Source organism: Peribacillus sp. NPDC101480, from assembly GCF_050277335.1.
GTDB lineage: Bacteria > Bacillota > Bacilli > Bacillales > DSM-1321 > Peribacillus.
The window spans coordinates 42,850-58,542 of the sequence record NZ_JBNNSB010000008.1 but is presented as its reverse complement, the minus strand read 5'-3'; the positions used below and the strand labels follow the sequence as shown (position 1 = coordinate 58,542).

Annotated in this window: 14 protein-coding genes; 11 read left to right on the top strand and 3 right to left on the bottom strand. The window is 39.5% G+C overall.

The window, feature by feature from the left end; all coding sequences use genetic code 11:
- The first annotated feature begins 176 nt into the window (after positions 1–176).
- The 6 genes from ACQKMF_RS22680 (at position 177) to ACQKMF_RS22655 (ending at position 9,214) form a co-directional block, all read left to right on the top strand.
- A complete protein-coding gene (locus ACQKMF_RS22680; protein WP_101225495.1) occupies positions 177–497 on the top strand; it encodes a PadR family transcriptional regulator in 321 nt (106 codons plus the stop codon).
- The gene (locus ACQKMF_RS22675; RefSeq protein WP_101225494.1) at positions 494–1,048 is read left to right on the top strand and encodes an HAAS signaling domain-containing protein; all 555 of its coding nucleotides are present in this window, start codon (positions 494–496) and stop codon (positions 1,046–1,048) included. The genes ACQKMF_RS22680 and ACQKMF_RS22675 overlap by 4 nt, the downstream gene beginning before the upstream one ends.
- Positions 1,041–1,835 carry a DUF4097 family beta strand repeat-containing protein gene (locus tag ACQKMF_RS22670; protein ID WP_402944896.1) on the top strand — a complete coding sequence of 265 codons (795 nt, stop codon included), beginning with the start codon at positions 1,041–1,043 and terminating at the stop codon, positions 1,833–1,835. The genes ACQKMF_RS22675 and ACQKMF_RS22670 overlap by 8 nt, the downstream gene beginning before the upstream one ends.
- Before the next feature lie 242 nt (positions 1,836–2,077).
- Positions 2,078–3,040 (top strand): sensor domain-containing diguanylate cyclase, encoded by a 963-nt coding sequence (locus ACQKMF_RS22665; RefSeq protein WP_427575073.1) that lies wholly within the window; start codon positions 2,078–2,080, stop codon positions 3,038–3,040.
- Between the two features lie 138 nt (positions 3,041–3,178).
- On the top strand, positions 3,179–4,375 hold the full coding sequence (locus tag ACQKMF_RS22660; RefSeq protein WP_260359087.1) for an MFS transporter: 1,197 nt from the start codon (positions 3,179–3,181) through the stop codon (positions 4,373–4,375).
- Between the two features lie 168 nt (positions 4,376–4,543).
- Positions 4,544–9,214, top strand: a complete 4,671-nt coding sequence (locus ACQKMF_RS22655; RefSeq protein WP_402944890.1) for a hypothetical protein — start codon at positions 4,544–4,546, stop codon at positions 9,212–9,214.
- Positions 9,215–9,337: 123 nt separating this feature from the next.
- Here ACQKMF_RS22655 and ACQKMF_RS22650 read toward each other — a convergent pair whose 3' ends face one another.
- Both ACQKMF_RS22650 and ACQKMF_RS22645 read right to left on the bottom strand, forming a co-directional pair.
- A complete protein-coding gene (locus ACQKMF_RS22650) occupies positions 9,338–9,586 on the bottom strand; it encodes a hypothetical protein (RefSeq protein WP_402944886.1) in 249 nt (82 codons plus the stop codon).
- Between the two features lie 106 nt (positions 9,587–9,692).
- Complete coding sequence (locus tag ACQKMF_RS22645; protein ID WP_402944883.1) at positions 9,693–10,619, bottom strand: hypothetical protein; 927 nt, start codon at positions 10,617–10,619, stop codon at positions 9,693–9,695.
- A 251-nt stretch (positions 10,620–10,870) separates the two neighbouring features.
- Between ACQKMF_RS22645 and ACQKMF_RS22640 the strand changes: the two genes are divergently transcribed.
- From ACQKMF_RS22640 to ACQKMF_RS22620, 5 genes are all read left to right on the top strand, one after another.
- Positions 10,871–11,101 (top strand): excisionase family DNA-binding protein, encoded by a 231-nt coding sequence (locus ACQKMF_RS22640; protein ID WP_048687214.1) that lies wholly within the window; start codon positions 10,871–10,873, stop codon positions 11,099–11,101.
- Between the two features lie 427 nt (positions 11,102–11,528).
- A complete protein-coding gene (locus ACQKMF_RS22635) occupies positions 11,529–12,548 on the top strand; it encodes an AI-2E family transporter (protein WP_230178816.1) in 1,020 nt (339 codons plus the stop codon).
- A gap of 339 nt (positions 12,549–12,887) precedes the next feature.
- Positions 12,888–13,709 carry a basic amino acid ABC transporter substrate-binding protein gene (locus ACQKMF_RS22630; RefSeq protein ID WP_101225941.1) on the top strand — a complete coding sequence of 274 codons (822 nt, stop codon included), beginning with the start codon at positions 12,888–12,890 and terminating at the stop codon, positions 13,707–13,709.
- A gap of 79 nt (positions 13,710–13,788) precedes the next feature.
- The gene (locus tag ACQKMF_RS22625) at positions 13,789–14,445 is read left to right on the top strand and encodes an amino acid ABC transporter permease (protein WP_101225942.1); all 657 of its coding nucleotides are present in this window, start codon (positions 13,789–13,791) and stop codon (positions 14,443–14,445) included.
- Complete coding sequence (locus tag ACQKMF_RS22620) at positions 14,442–15,164, top strand: amino acid ABC transporter ATP-binding protein (protein WP_076371113.1); 723 nt, start codon at positions 14,442–14,444, stop codon at positions 15,162–15,164. Before ACQKMF_RS22625 ends, ACQKMF_RS22620 begins: the two co-directional genes overlap by 4 nt.
- 67 nt (positions 15,165–15,231) lie before the next feature.
- Here ACQKMF_RS22620 and ACQKMF_RS22615 read toward each other — a convergent pair whose 3' ends face one another.
- On the bottom strand, positions 15,232–15,603 hold the full coding sequence (locus ACQKMF_RS22615) for a hypothetical protein (RefSeq protein ID WP_101225943.1): 372 nt from the start codon (positions 15,601–15,603) through the stop codon (positions 15,232–15,234).
- Positions 15,604–15,693 lie beyond the last annotated feature (90 nt).

Genomic DNA, 15,693 nt, shown 5'->3' with positions numbered 1-15,693 from the left:
TATAATGCTAATTTTCTTCTACCCTTATTGGAACGCATGTAGTACCAAAAAAATATTTATAGTACCTTGCAATGAACAGTACCGTGTGGTAATTTATTTACATAAGATGTATTGTTCGGTGTTCAGTACTGTTTATTGAACTATACTGAAGAACTCTTGGAAGGAGTGATGGTGCAATGAATGTACAATTTAAGAAAGGTGTCCTGGAGCTGTGTGTCCTGGTCTTATTGGATAAGCAGGATCGCTATGGGTATGAACTTGTACAGAAGATTTCAGATCAAATTGAAATATCGGAAGGGTCGGTATATCCACTTTTACGACGATTGACGAAGGAAGAGTATTTTACGACATATTTACAAGAATCAACAGAAGGGCCTCCGCGCAAGTATTATACTTTAACCGACAAAGGCCGGAGATACCTTCAAGAGCTGTTGACGGAATGGAATGAATTTTCCAATGGGGTCAATCAATTAATCAAGGAAGGTGTGAACCAATGAATAAAGAACAATTTTTAAAACAATTGAATGCCTCTTTAACCAGACTTTCCTTAGAGGAACGGGAAGATATCCTTCAAGATTACGAAGAGTACTTCGAAATTGGAATGGAAGAAGGGAAGTCAGAGCAGGAAATCTCCAAATCTCTTGGGAATCCTAAACAGATTTCCAAGGAACTGATGGCATCCTATCGTCTTGGTCAGGTCGAGCAAACTACTTCAGCAGGTAATGTAATGCGGGCAGTTTGGGCAGTCATTGGTTTGGGATTCTTTAATTTAGTGATCGTTTTGGGACCATTTATAGCATTGATCGGAGTTGTCATTGCAGGATGGGCTTCGGCGATAGCGTTCATTCTAGCTCCGTTTGGCGTTCTTTTTAACCTTGCGATAGGTAATTTTCAATTATTCGATCTTTTCTTCGCATTGGGATTATGCGGGATTGGCATTTTCATTGCCATGGGAATGTTTGTCGCTACGAGTGCTTTAACTAAAGGATTCATTCGCTATTTAAAATTTAACGCTTCTCTTGTGAAAGGCGGTTTGAAAAATGATTAATGTAAAAAAATTATCGATCATTGCACTTGTATTGTTATTGATCGGAGTAATAGGAAGTCTGTTTACGTTTTCCCAAGTGACGGATAAGGAAACGACTACAGAGGAAAAAACGATTTCGGAAATCGTAACGGACATTCAGATCGACACTGACAATGCAGCTGTAGAGATCGTTCCAACCAAGGATAAGGAGACAAGGATAGAGTTGGTTTCAAAAGGGATGGATGTTTCCAAGTTGGATTTCACCGCAGATGTGGAAGGGAAGAAGCTTTCGGTACAATTAAAAGATCGACGTACCTTTAGCTTTGGTTTTCATATTCAATCCTTACATTTAAAGGTGTATGTGCCTGATGAATCTTATAAATCCTTTGTCGTCGAATCCGATAATGGAAAATTGCAAATATCAGGATTGAAAAGTGAAGATCTAAATGTGAAGTCTCAAAATGGCCGGGTAGAATTAAATGATATAATAACCGAAAAAGTTGAAGTGAAATCTGCTAATGGAAAAGTAGAGCTTAATAATGTGGAGGGAAAACTGGTTGGGTCATCGAATAACGGTAAAATCACATTGGTCACGAAAGACTTGGATAGGGAGATCGATTTCGAAAGTAATAATGGTAAAATCATGATCCAGACGGAGAATGAACCGACAAATACAACTTTCGATGTTCATGTTGACAATGGGAGAGTGGATATCCTTGGTAAGTATGAGGGAGATACTGTCATTGGCAAAGGTGAAAACTTAGTGAAATTGGAAACGAATAATGGGAAAATCGAGATAACGAAATAGTCATGAAGCATGAAAAAGCCGCGATCCAATTGGAATCGGCTTTTTTCAATTATTATGCCATTGCTAGAAGCTTTCCCATTTACTTAAGGAGATAAGGAAAAACATTTAAAGTTTTTCCTTTAGATGTTTTGGAATTATAATAAATAAAGGATAATTATGTTAAAAGTAATGAGTATAAGTCCGCCATCAAATCTAAGGAAAGATTTTAATGAAAATGACTTCAAAAGTATGGGGGCTGTAAAATGAAATTCAATAAATTGTCATTGGATATATTTAAACGTACGATCTTCACTCGCAAGAAAAGGGAAAAGGACTATCGGAAGAAAGTATTCGAAGTGCAAAAAAAGGTTTTTAATATAGTGGAAAGTTCTAAGGATATTATCTACTCCTACGAAACAAACCCAAGTTCCAAGTTCAGGTATCTAAGTCCATCCATCAATACACTTTTAGGTCATGGCGTCTTAGAAGAAGCATACAATGACCCTTCCTCCCCTTTCGGAAGGATTCATCCTGATGACTTTGAAATCCTAAATGAAAAGATATATGGTGGGATTGATTATACTAAGCCGGTCATTCAACGTTGGAAAAATATCGAGGGGGATTTTTTGTGGTTCGAGGAATATGCTACACCTATATATGAAAAAGATGAATTGGTAGCCGTTCAAGGAATCATTCGCAATATCGATGAAAGAGTGAGATTCATACAGGATATTGAGTATCAAATGTCCCATGACCCATTAACGAATATCCATAATCGACAGTTTTTTGATAATATATTTGCCAAATCCAATCTGGATTTTGATACTCCGGTTGCCATGATTTTGTGTGATTTAGATGAGCTGAAATATATGAATGATACGCATGGCCATAAGAAAGGGGATGAATTGATTAAAGAAGCGGCAAATCTATTGAAACGGATATTCTCTGACATCGCTGTTTTAGCGAGAGTGGGAGGAGATGAGTTTGCCATTCTGCTAATTGATAGAAGCAAGCAAGAAGTGGAATCTCTTTGTGAATTATTAAAGGAAGAAATCCTTTTGCAAAACGATCTAAAAAAAGGCCCTCACATCAGTATGTCATTTGGGCATGCTTACCGTTCGAATTCAAAAGGAAATATGGATAGTTTATTCATGGAAGCGGATCAAAAAATGTTTCAAGATAAACGGCGAAGAAAAGAACAGAAACTTGTTCGGGCCGGTAGATGAAAGATATAGGGGGAGTCCAGTGTCATACTGGGCTTTTATTTATATATATATATTTAGGTACCCGAAATAAATCATTCGCTTATTTTAACCAATTTTAGTAAACTGGCAATGACTATAATAATTAGAAGGTGAAGGGATATGAGGGAAACCTTAGTGGATGAACGGGTAAGAGGGACTGATAAAATCTGGACACGTGATTTCATCATGATCTGTTTGGCAAATATGTGCATCTTCATGGGTTTTCAAATGACGATGCCGACCCTCCCGTTGTTTGTGGAACAGCTTGGCGGTGACGATCGCCTGGTGGGGGCTGTCCTTGGAATCTTCACTTTTTCGGCCTTGCTCGTTCGGCCGATTGCCGGCAGATTATTGGAGACGAAGGGAAGGCGCATGGTTTTTCTTGCCGGTTTAGCCATTTTTGCATTGTCAGTGGGTTCCTTCGGTTTTATGGGAAGCATCGGCTTGTTATTCATGATGCGGATTGTACAGGGCGTCGGCTGGGGATTTTCTTCAACGGCTTCAGGAACGATTGCTTCCGATATAATCCCTGCGAAACGGCGTGGTGAGGGGATGGGGTATTACGGATTATCGGGTAACTTAGCGCTGGCATTCGGGCCATCATTGGGTCTTTTTCTAGTTACGGTCCTTCCGTTTCAAGAATTGTTTTTGATCTGTTCATTATTGGGATTTTTCGCCATTGTTACAGCATCACTTATTCGGTATCAAAAAGTGGAAAGTGATCCTTCCGCGGCTGTCAGAGCCAAAAGGTTTGATATATATGAAAAAAGTGCCCTTCAGCCATCATTGCTCATTTTCTTCATTTCCGTTACGTTCGGTGGAATTGCAACCTTCCTTCCCCTGTATACAGCGGAAAAAGGTGTGGATGGAATTCAGTGGTATTTTTTAGTATATGCAATGGCCCTCATGGTCACGAGATTATTTGCGGGTCGATTATATGACCGAAGGGGACATCGAGCCATATTCGTGCCTTCAACAGTACTCATCATGGCTGGGATGCTCCTGCTTGCATGGATGCCGAGTGAAGTGGTCCTTTACATTGCGGCAGTGCTTTATGGATTTGGATTCGGCTCTGTCCAGCCGGCGCTGCAGGCATGGTCGATTGAAAAGACGGCACCAAATCGGAAGGCGATGGCTAATGCCACATACTTTTCATTTTTCGATCTTGGAGTGGGCATAGGTGCCATCGTGTTCGGGCAGATTGGCTTCCTCTTCGGATATAGGAGCATCTATATCACTGCAGCCGCCTCGATTTTCATTTCAATGATCGTTTATTTATGCATTATCAGGAGCGAGGATAAAGTAAAATCAATATAATAGAAACGTTGGATGGCTTCAATGGAAGTCATTCTTTTTTTTGAGTCAGTAGGAACACCCTTGGTGCATTATCCTAAATATTTTAAAAATGGAAAAACTTTGTTATTATCGAAAAGAGATTATACATAAGATGATAGAAGGTCTATTTGAAGGAAGGGGAAGCTTGGAATGAATGACTCTTCAAACGAAGAAATGACATTAGAAAGAAGGAAGCGTATTTTCCAAGAAGAGCTGGATGTTTTATGGGAAAGGCGGCTCATCCCTAAATCAGAATATATCCGGATTAGCAGGGCATACAATCGGCATTTCCAATTAGCCCTCCATAAACAAAAGCGCTTAGAGCAAGAAAAGAAGAAATCCACCCATGGAACTGAAACGGTAATCGGTGAAAGTGCCGATAAGAGGATTCAGGATAGCCTGATCGAAGAATCTTCATTGCAATTTCAGGAATCCAGTGGATTGAACGAATCGATAATGAAAGATGAGAAGGCCGGGTATGCTCCCATTGAATCCGGTTTAGAGGAGAGCCTTGAACCTGTCAAGGAGATCACTGATAGGAAACCGGTTATTCAAAAGCAGGCCATCAAGCGGGAGAAACCGGTAAAACCGGTAAGGCCGAAGAAAACACCTGAGCAAATCAGGGAACGGAATATTTCTGTCATCCTGCTCACTGGGGTCATATTGCTTCTGTTTGGCGGGTTGATTTTAGCAACCACTTCATGGGGGGATCTGAATGCGGTCCTGAAAGTTCTCTTCATTGGAATGGTATCCGTCATTTTTGCAGGGATGGCCTTCATCGCTTCGAAACTGAAAATTGAACAGACCTCTTTTGCATTCTTGACGCTAGCGGGTTTATTCATTCCGATTACGATTTTATCAGCTTCATATTATCGGATTTTTGGAGAGTACCTTTCACTTAATGGTGGGGGGCGGGGGCTTCTGGGGTTTCTTGGGGGATTTCTCTGCTTAGCCATTTATTGTAAGATTGCTGACTACTTCAAGTCGAAAATATTCATTTTCATTTCAATATTCACGTTTGCCATTACCTGCTATTTCGGATTGGCTTTTGTGACGCCGACTATTGCGTGGATGTTTTTGGCGATTGGCGTTCTTAATTTAATGCTATTATGGAATATTGAGCAATTGAAAAATCAAAAAGCACTAACGTTATTTAAACCATTCATTTTTCAATTTATCCAGTTTAAGATTATCGTGGAGACCTTTGTGATCCTGACGTTATTTTCAAGCAACTTGGTGTATTCGCTAACGTTGATGGTCTTTTCTGTTTTGTTTTTAATTATTTCGGTCAAATTCCAAAAAAAATATTATGAAATGGCTTTTAGCGCCGTTTTCACGTATGGATATATCCATCTTGTTTATAACTCGTTTTTAAGTGAGTACATGATCACCGCATTTGCATTTGTACCAATCATTTTTACCATGCTATCGAAATATCTGGTTAAATCCAAAATGACTAAGCTTTCCAAGAACTTCATGTTCACCAGTTTGATTGGGAGCGGGATCGTTTTCTTATATAGTAACGCGATGGTGTACCAGGAGAACTATGCGCAAATATTCGTCGCGCTCATGTTAGTATCCGCTCAGCTTGCCTATGTTTCCCTTCAATCGAGAAATTCAAGCCTCACGTACCCGGCTGTTGTTATTTTCGACTTAGCGTTACTATACCTTTTCTTTGCATTGCCAGTCTCTTTTTCTACCATCTTAAATCTGATTTTTGTTATTCAGGTCATTCAATATCTTGGAGTTTATTTATATAATCGTCACCCAAGGTACATCCTGTTTAGGAAGAGTATCTTACTTATCTCCCCAATGATCATGTTAGTGATACTGACCATTAAATTCAGCGAAATGGATTGGCTTGCAGTTAGTGTGGCGCTCGCCATGATCTCTGGGCTTTTCTTCATCACATTTATAAAAGACGAAACAAAGCATATGAAGGAAAATGCCTTATACGGATTTCCAATCACTTTCGTACTGGCTTTGGTTGCTTTCTATCCATATTTGATGGAGAGTTTAGAATGGGTTCGGTCAAATATCCCGCTCAGTGTCTATTTAATGGGTGTTTCACTGATTTCCATCGGTGCAGCTTACACATTTAAAAAGGGATATCATAAATTATTTCCAGTTTTTGCATATAGCGGACAGATTCTTTCCTTCCTTTCCTTGATATCGATTCCATTCGATTCACAGAATCCTTTGGAGGCAAGCGGAGTGATTGCCGTAGCTACCGCAATAAACGGCTGGTCCGTCCATATCCATCGGAAGCACATATTCTGGGTGCCTGTCGTGATTACAAGTGCCAGCTTATATGCTTCACTCTACGATGTTTTTGATTTTGCTTCAATGGTGCTGAGGATTGCGTTCGTGTTGCTCGGCCCCATTATCTTTTTCCTATTAGGAGAATGGCTTGGGAAATATTCAAAAAATGGGAAACTGTATTTCATTTACGCAAGTCACCTTGCCAATTTACTGGCGATTCCTGTTGGATATTTGCTCATTATTTTTACGGAAAGCTCACCGTTACTATATGTTGCACAACTGTCGATTTATATTTTAAGTGCTTTAAGGGCGCATGTGAAATGGGAAAAATACGTTTTTACGTACCTAGGGTTTTCAGTCCTTTTCCTACAGGTCCATTTATTTGTGGTAAACATGGAGCAAATGGAATTCATTACATCAATATGCACGATGATTACAGCAGGACTCATAACCATTCTGTGGGCGTTATCCAATAAGAATTGGAAAGGCATCATTGAGTATTACCTTATTCCATTCATTCATTTAGGGATAAGCATATCCATTTTGGAAACGGCAATCCGGGACTTTCCACTTAACCGCGAGTTAGTCTGGGTAGGAGTGATGACCGTACAGCTCTTGTTTGCCTGGTATCTGCTCATGCAAAGGAATTGGCGGAACTATGTTGCGGTTCCTCTAGGCCTGGCGTTCATCTTCTATAATATGTATGTAAATACGTTAGCTCTGGTTATGGCGATTATCGTATTGCTTGTATGTATGGTTGTGATGATGATGGCTAGCAGACGCCTTTTCAAAGGATTGCTCAACCAAGAGGGAACGAAGAGAGTCATTGATTATTATCGAATTTTTGGCTTGTTATATCTGTGTACTCTGAATCTGGAAGTGTTTATGAGCGATACAGGTTCTGCGATTTTGGGGATTTTTGTTTCCCTGCTGTTGCCTAGCTACTTCATCCTGATGGGAAGATTCACGATCTATAAGAAAGAAAAAAGCATTTACTCGGGAATAGCGGCAATCATCGGCCTTTTCCCGTTCATCAATATCATAGTTTATGCCCATACACTCCCAATCGTCACGAGTTTGGCTGTTCTTTTTGGCTGTATGGCAGGAATGTTGTTGTTAAGCAGCCTGTATTCCAGCAGATTACTCAAGAAAAACGGATCAGGCATCATCAGCTTTGATCCTTTCAGGATTTATGGTTTATTCTTTTTGATCGATATGAATGCGAAGGTTTTTAATGATACTAAGCATCAGTTACTCCAAGTCTTTGTATCGCTGCTGTTAACCGCTTATTTCATTTTCCTGAGAAGCTTGACAGCGGAAAAGCTAGAAAGGAAAATCTATTCCAATATTGCTGCACTAGTCAGTCTGTATCCCTTCTTAATCATAGTCGGCTATGCCGACAGCTTATCTGTTGTAATGGGATTGCTATTCCTTTTTGGCTGTATGTCAGGGATGCTGCTTTTAAGCCGGCGTTATTTCGATGGTTTAATCAAAAAGGAAGAAACAGGAATCACCTTCGATGCATACAGGATATATGGCTTGCTGTTTTTACTGGCCATGAATCGGGGATTTCCAGCAACTGAAACATTGACCCAGTTACTCGAAGTTTTTGTATCGCTCTTGATCACGGTTTACTTCATCTTGATTGGAAGTTTCACAAAGGATGTAAAAGAAAAGGGCATCTACGTTTGGCTGACGGGAGTTCTCAGTTTGTATCCGTATTGGATCATCATCATGTACGCGGGCACATTACAGCCTTTCGTTGGAACGGCAGTCCTTTTTGGGTGTACGGCCATAATGGTCCTGCTAAGCAGGAAATACTTTAAAGGCTTGCTTGATAAAGGCGGGGCAGGACTTCAATTGGATTTTTACAGAGTCTATGGTCTGCTGTTTCTTATTGCCATGAACATGGAGGTTTTGACGGGGGGACCGGCACATTTCATTTTGGAAATCATCGCGGCACTTCTGATTCCGGCCTATTTCATTTTGATGAGAAGCACGACGACAGGTATGTTGGAAAGAAAATCCCAGTTGGCAGCAGCGATTTTGTTCAGCCTATATCCGTATTGGGTCATTGTCGATCAGCTCACGATCCCTCCTGTACTTGAGGAGGAGGTGAATATTCTGCCGCTGTTCATTGTCAGCACCACTCTGCTGAGGAGAATCTTTGTTAAAGGCAAAATCACACAATATATCGAAAGCGGTATTGTTTTCCTTTTGTTTTTAGCCCTGATCATTGATGCAATGGCAGGAAACACCTTATATGATGCCCTCATTATCGGAACCGTGTCATTGGCAGCAATGCTCTTTGGATTCATGATGAAATACAAATCCTATTTCATCGCTGGAACTGGGACGATTTTATTCAATGTCTATATGAATACCAATTCTATGTGGAGCGAGATGCCATGGTGGCTGTATTTAATCATCGGTGGAGGGCTGCTTATCGGAATTGCATCTTTCTTTGAATGGAAAAAACAAAAAGACAACCGGACATCGAAGGAGGTTCTTGAGAAAAATAAACAAAGGATCAAGAATTGGTTCAATCGGTGGAATTAAAGAAGGAAATGGAATGCGTCAAATACCCAAGCTCTTAACCTTGGACGAAAATTCAAAGGAAATCTCAAAAAGGGTTCGGAATTTATAAATTCCGAACCCTTTTTGTCTGCAAACCGAGAGTACTTAAAAGCTCTCTTTCTCTGCTTCTATTTTTTTTATTTCCTCTTCCAAATCATGAATTTCTATTTCCCACTGATCTATATTAGTTTGCAAAACATTAATTAAAAATGGTGAAAGGGCATTTCTATATTTTTTTAATTCTTGAATTAATTTCACTCGATCTTCAGTTAAACCTTGTACTAATTTTTTCTTATTTTCCAAATTTGCATAGACAAAAACTGGTCTGAATTTTCGTATCTCATTATCATGCATATCAGTTGTAACTCCTTTAAAATTGAGTAAAAAATTAAGCTTCATCAATCCAGTTCATCTAATTCTTGTGTATACAAAAACGCTTGGATTTCTCCAAGCGAAAAGCTCAAGACGAACAAGAACTGCATGAAGAACAGCTTGAAGAGGAATCAGAACTGCTGTCATGGGAACCGTTATGGCCACCATGATCTGCATGGCCGGATCCAGTGGAAACTGTGTTCGGTTCATTACCGAAAATATCTTTAAATTCGCTGTCGAAATCATCGGTGCTTGCATAAGTGAAATAGGCGGGAGCTGCGTAGTCAGTCTGATCGTACGTTTTCCGCCAATTCAATTCTGTCATGGGGCGATTTTCTTTAAATTGGGAAGTGAAAGATTCAAAGGTCCGTTCCGCCTGTATACTTGTCGGTTTCCGCATATATTTCTCTTTTAACTGCTCCAGCTCCAACGTTTCAAAATCTCGGAGAAGCGTTAGCCCTTTATCATGTTTGAAAAATTTGCCCCATTTTTGAATGGAATGGGAGTCCACCGTAAATAGCTGTACATAGTAAAAGTCAAAAAGAGTGCGCTCATCGGGTTTGAAAACAGGTTCTGAATGAGGATGGTGCTGAATGGTCCTACCGATGAAAACCTGGCAAAACTCATCATATTCCTGTCTATAGTTCAGCATGATATGCCATAACTCATCGATGACTGAATTAAACATTTCAACTTTTCCAAACACTGCAGCCATAATCAAATAGCGTTTCAATTCACGCCAAGCCTGATTGACCTTTAACTGTGAGTCCCGAGGATGCTTCAGGCGGAATTCAGTATTGACTTTTTCCATATAATTGAAATCCAGTGCTTTATTAAGCTTTTCTATCAATGCTTCTGAAACGATTTCCGTTGCATGCAGATCTAAAGTTTCACCATGGTATTTACGGAATTCATTTTGATAGCGTTCTAATTTAGCCGGTTCACTTAGCCCTTTAACGAAATTGACCAGGAAAACAGCAAAAATTGCCGCAAGAATGACATAAAAGAAGGTCATCTTTGTCCACTCCTCTTAATCTATGGATATATTGCTTTAACATTATCTTACATGTTAATGGAAGGGATTGTAAGTTGTTTTATCTAAAATGTTCCATTGGCGGAAATTGATTAAGCTGGTGAGGTTGCATGACAATACCCCGAATCGGGTATCGTCCTTTCCTTGGCATGTAAGGGGTTTTCAGTTAAAAATCAAGCGCTTCAAATAATGCCTCATATCTAGTATAGTTAGAGAGGAAAAGGGGTGAAGGCATGTACTTGACAGTAAAAGAGACTGCGGAATATCTATCGATGCCGGAATCTTATATAGAAAGTTTGATCGTTCAAAATAAAATTCGCACCGTTCATGATGGTGAGCAGCATTTGATTTTTAAAGATCAGTTTAATATGCATCTTGAACAGATGGAGAAATATAAGAAGGATTTAGCGGATTATTATAACGAACCCATCCCCGAAGATATCGATGTGAAGGATGAAGATTAACATCTGCCCATTTGGTTGATTGGAGCGGAAGGTACGAGACTTCTGAGGGAAAAGCGCGTCTAGAGGAGACCCCGCAGGCGCAAGCTGAGGAGGCTCCGCGACCGCCCGCGGAAAGCGAGTGGCTGGAGCGGAAATCAACGTCCAAATTCTAAAAAACAATAAAAAAGCTTTGACATACTCGATTTTCATTGAGTTTGTCTAAAGTCTGGCATCTGCCGATTTGGCAGATGTTTTTTCATGCAGAAAGTGCTGAGAAATAATGGTCGAATATTCGAAAACGGTCTTAACTACGTCTTCATCCTGAGTCTTACCCATTCAAATAATTTTGTTGTCAATGGAAGGTAATTGTAGTAGAATTCCTCAATTCCGTGTAAAATGAAAGGTAGATGGAATTATCACGGCAGAATGGTAGTTAGGAGATAGGTAAGTGGTAAAAGAGTATTTGCAAAGCGAAGGTTTTTCAAGGTTAATTACATTAATTGTATTAGTTCTCTTTTTAATAAGCATCGGCAGTATGGTTAATATCGTGTTATTCACATTTGTTTTCACTTTCCTGATGGGAAGGCTAGAGCAATTTATCATGATTCGGCTGAATAAAGTGATGCATATCAACTCTAAGGTTGTTATAAGCTTTTTATATGCAGTCGTCATTTCTTGTTTAGCCATCGTTCTTTATAAATATCTACCGGTCATTACGCTACAATTCACGGAATTAGTGACACAGATCGTTTTCTTCTTTCAACATCCACCAGATAGCAGGGTCATTCAATATGCCATTAATATAATGAACGAGCTGCGATCGCCGCTCGATCTTCAAACACAGATGAATACACTCTATCTTTATATATCCGATTTCGGTAAACTGGCATTTCAAATTTTCATTTCCATGTTGCTTAGTCTATTTTTCTTATTGGAAAAAGATAAAATCATTCGTTTCACTTCTAAATTCAAGCGGGCCAAATTTAAATCTTTCTTTATAAACTTAAGCCACTTTGGCGTCAAATTCATCAATTCATTCGGAAAGGTGATTGAGGTCCAGTTCTTGATAGCCATTACGAATGCTGTCCTATCTGTAACTTTCTTATGGATTCTTGGCTTCCCGCAGTTGCTCGGTCTAGGGATCATGATTTTCTTCCTGGGTTTGATTCCGGTTGCAGGGGTCATCATCTCCCTCATTCCACTTAGTATGATTGCCTATAGTATCGGCGGCATGCCCAAAGTGATTGCTGTATTAATCATGATAGTTGTAATCCATGCAATTGAAAGCTATATTTTAAATCCGAAATTCATGTCGGCAAAAACAAATCTTCCAACATTTTTCACCTTCATCATCCTATTGTTTTCCGAGCATTTCCTTGGGATATGGGGATTGATCATCGGAATACCGATTTTCATCTTCCTGTTGGATATGTTAGATATTGAAGAGGGGAATAAGGAAGTTCCATAATAATCATTTGAGCAGCGGCCACGCTAATATGGCCGCTGCTTATTTTTGTTCTATTAAACCTTTTGAAAGGTGGCACTATCTATTTTCAATATAATATCCATTAATTCGAATAAAGGGTAAAAGGGTGCATCTTTCCCCATTGGAGCTTAGCTGCGTATTTGATTTACCAAGTTAATTGATTAAAATTTTATTTTACTAAAGTTATTTATCGACTTTTTATTGCATAAAAAAACAAATAAACGTATAATATTCTTAAAAGAATATACTGAATGTTCTCTAAAGTTAGATTTATCTGTTTTTTAAAAAAAGAGAGTTTACGAGAGAGAAGAGGGGATTATTTTGAAAAAGGTTTCTTTTTTAGTGTTTGCCATGGTAGCTTCTTTGTTACTAGTCATGACAGGATGCGGGAAGGGTAAGGAAGTCTCGACAACTGGTAATGAAGAAGAGTCCAATGGAAAAACACTCAGGATCGTGACGGACGCCAACTATGCTCCATTTGAATATCTTGAAGGCGATAAGATTGTAGGATTCGATGTTGATTTCATCAATGCCGTTGCAAAAGAAGCGGGTTATGAAGTTAAATTGGAAACTGTTGGCTGGGATCCGATTTTTGTTGAAATCGAAGGTAAGAGAGCGGATGTCGCCATATCTGCGATTACAGTGAATGACGAAAGAAAACAATCTTATGACTTCTCGGTTCCGTATTTCTTATCCACAAACAAGATTCTCGTTCCTGAGAATAGTGATATAAAATCTGGAGATGAATTGAAAGGAAACGTCATTGCCGTTCAGACCGGTACTACTGGACAGGAAGCGGTAGAGAAACTCCTTGGAAAGAATCACAAGGATATCAAAAAATTCGAAAATAATAACCTGGCCATTCAGGAATTACTAAAAGGCGGAGCTGCGGCTGTCGTAGCTGATAATACGGTTGTTGAAGAATATGTGAAAAATAACCCCGATCAAAAACTGAAAGTCGTTGAAGATAGCAAAAGTTTCAATGAGGAGTTTTATGGTCTTATGTTCCCAAAAGGCAGTGAATTGAAATCGGAGTTCGATAAAGCCGTGAATGCCATTTATGAAAATGGGAAATATGCAGAAATATATAAAGAGTGGTTTGGTACTGATCCAGATATAGAAACATTGAAATCACAACAATAAAAATAAATGGATAGTAAAAAGATTGCGTAACTTTACGTGTGAAGTTACGCAGTTTTTTTGGCCTTAGGAGGGAAACAAAATGAGTTTTCGCTGGGATATTATTTTTGAATATGCTCCTTTCTTATTAAAAGGAACATTGCTTACTATAGGGCTGTCAGTTTCCTCCATCCTCATCGGAACCTTTTTGGGGTTATTGATCGGTTTAGGGAAAATCATGAGAAACAAGGTGCTTGCCTTTCCATTTTACTGTTATGTCACGGTTTTTCGCGGAACACCGCTTTTAGTTCAAATCTTTTTAATCCATTTTGGAATCGTGCCCTTTTTTACCGGGGAAACGAATGCAGTAACTGCCGGTGTCATTGCTTTATCTTTAAATGCAGCTGCATATATTGCTGAAATTTTCCGGGCGGGCATTCAATCCATCGATAAAGGGCAAATGGAAGGGGCCCGTTCATTGGGAATGACCCATGTCCAAACAATGATACATGTTGTATTGCCTCAAGCCTTCAAACGGATGATTCCTCCGTTAGGAAATGAATTCATCGTATTATTGAAGGATTCATCACTGCTTTGTGTCATTGCTGCCCCGGAATTGATGTATTGGGGGAAAGCGATGGGGAGTCAGTACTTTAAAGTATGGGAGCCATACTTGGCGTGTGCCTTCATCTATCTATTCCTTACCCTCATCTTAAGTTTTGTATTAAATAGACTCGAAAGTAGGTTGAAAACAGAATGATAAAGGTGGAGAATCTTAAGAAGTCATTTGGCGATAATGATGTATTGAAAAATATCAATGCAATCGTTTCCCCTCGGGAAGTAGTCGTGGTGATTGGTCCTTCTGGGTCGGGAAAATCCACTTTCCTAAGGTGCATCAATCAACTTGAAACGATAACGGGAGGCCATATTTTCATTGAAGGGCTTGATACGACAGATAAGAAGGTCAATATCAATAAAGTCCGGACGGAAGTTGGCATGGTATTTCAGCATTTTAACTTATTTCCACATAAGACTGTTCTTGAGAATATAATGCTTGCGCCGATAAAGGTCCGCAAGATATCCAAAGAACAGGCTTCCCAAAGAGGGATGGAACTGCTTAAGAAAGTCGGACTTGCCGAGAAAGCGAACGCATATCCGGATTCATTATCGGGGGGACAAAAGCAGCGCGTCGCAATTGCCAGGGCGTTGGCGATGGAACCGAAAATCATGCTATTCGACGAGCCGACTTCCGCTCTAGATCCGGAAATGGTCGGCGAAGTCCTTGAGGTCATGAAGCAGCTGGCTAAGGAAGGCATGACCATGGTAGTTGTGACCCATGAGATGGGGTTTGCAAAAGAAGTTGGAGATCGTGTGATTTTCATGGACGAAGGTTATATTATTGAAGAAAATATTCCTAGTGAGATTTTCAATAATCCCCAGCAGGAAAGAACTAAAGCCTTTTTGAGTAAAGTGCTTTAATTACACGTAAAGAAAAAAACCTTCCATAAAAGGGAGGTTTTTTTTTTTCGGAGTATATCAGGGGGCTTCATTTGATGCATGAAGCGCCTAAAAGCGATTCAGGGCTTTTACCGAGCACAAGCATACTGATTTTGGCATATCCAATATTTTTATTTTGGGAGAAGGTCTGAAGTAATGCCTGGATATTCGGATCATCCTTTAACTTTTGAACTTCCTCTATATATAATCCGATAACGGAGGGCATAACGAATTCAGGGGTGTATTCGTTAGGGTTTTCATCCATGAGTAATGTGCCCATATATTGATATTTAAATTGAAGAGCCCGTGTTAAGGCAACGACATGGAGCAGTTTATCAAATAGTTCGGGGTATGAATATTTAATTTTCTCCAGCGCTGCTTCTGTTGCCTGTAACTCATCGACACTAGATAAAGTGATCATGAATATCTCCTTTTTAGAATATATGGATCCATCAGCATTTACCGTGCTTTTTACTTATACTAGTCTAACCCCGCCGTAACTCATTGTAAA

What these genes read in the sequence shown, in the direction of transcription:
- ACQKMF_RS22615 (WP_101225943.1), bottom strand. Translation starts at nt 15,603, where the DNA reads ATGATCACTTTATCTAGTGTCGATGAGTTACAGGCAACAGAAGCAGCG.
- ACQKMF_RS22625 (WP_101225942.1), top strand. Translation starts at nt 13,789, where the DNA reads ATGAGTTTTCGCTGGGATATTATTTTTGAATATGCTCCTTTCTTATTA.
- ACQKMF_RS22655 (WP_402944890.1), top strand. Translation starts at nt 4,544, where the DNA reads ATGAATGACTCTTCAAACGAAGAAATGACATTAGAAAGAAGGAAGCGT.
- ACQKMF_RS22680 (WP_101225495.1), top strand. Translation starts at nt 177, where the DNA reads ATGAATGTACAATTTAAGAAAGGTGTCCTGGAGCTGTGTGTCCTGGTC.
- ACQKMF_RS22620 (WP_076371113.1), top strand. Translation starts at nt 14,442, where the DNA reads ATGATAAAGGTGGAGAATCTTAAGAAGTCATTTGGCGATAATGATGTA.
- ACQKMF_RS22650 (WP_402944886.1), bottom strand. Translation starts at nt 9,586, where the DNA reads ATGCATGATAATGAGATACGAAAATTCAGACCAGTTTTTGTCTATGCA.
- ACQKMF_RS22640 (WP_048687214.1), top strand. Translation starts at nt 10,871, where the DNA reads ATGTACTTGACAGTAAAAGAGACTGCGGAATATCTATCGATGCCGGAA.
- ACQKMF_RS22670 (WP_402944896.1), top strand. Translation starts at nt 1,041, where the DNA reads ATGATTAATGTAAAAAAATTATCGATCATTGCACTTGTATTGTTATTG.
- ACQKMF_RS22660 (WP_260359087.1), top strand. Translation starts at nt 3,179, where the DNA reads ATGAGGGAAACCTTAGTGGATGAACGGGTAAGAGGGACTGATAAAATC.
- ACQKMF_RS22645 (WP_402944883.1), bottom strand. Translation starts at nt 10,619, where the DNA reads ATGACCTTCTTTTATGTCATTCTTGCGGCAATTTTTGCTGTTTTCCTG.
- ACQKMF_RS22665 (WP_427575073.1), top strand. Translation starts at nt 2,078, where the DNA reads ATGAAATTCAATAAATTGTCATTGGATATATTTAAACGTACGATCTTC.
- ACQKMF_RS22675 (WP_101225494.1), top strand. Translation starts at nt 494, where the DNA reads ATGAATAAAGAACAATTTTTAAAACAATTGAATGCCTCTTTAACCAGA.